Source organism: Streptomyces fulvoviolaceus (assembly GCF_000718165.1).
In the GTDB taxonomy this organism is placed as follows: Bacteria; Actinomycetota; Actinomycetes; order Streptomycetales; family Streptomycetaceae; genus Streptomyces; species Streptomyces fulvoviolaceus.
In genome coordinates, this window is record NZ_JOEY01000206.1 from 1 (window position 1) to 291 (window position 291).

Annotated in this window: 1 pseudogene; it reads left to right on the plus strand. The window is 73.2% G+C overall.

Annotated elements, in window-relative coordinates:
- Nucleotides 1-291, plus strand: a pseudogene (locus IG08_RS0153550) (IS200/IS605 family accessory protein TnpB-related protein); the annotation flags it as partial.

The window sequence follows — 291 nt, forward strand, 5'->3', positions numbered from 1 at the left end:
GGGCGGCTACCGCAGCAGGCGGGAGTGGCACGCCCAAACGCGTCGCCTGCAGGTGCTGGAGGACCGGCTGGAGCGCGAGCGGGCCGACCGCGAGGCCGGGACCCTGCACGTCGTACGCGGCGGCAAACGACTGGCCCGCACCCGCCACCAGCTGTCGGACGCGCAGCTCACCGAGGCCGACTGGCGGAAGCAGTGGGAAGCATCGCGCTGGTTCCTGCAGGCCGACGGCGAGTCCGGCAAGCGCCACGGCAACGAGACCCTCCGCATCAGCCCGGACGGCGAGGTCAGCAT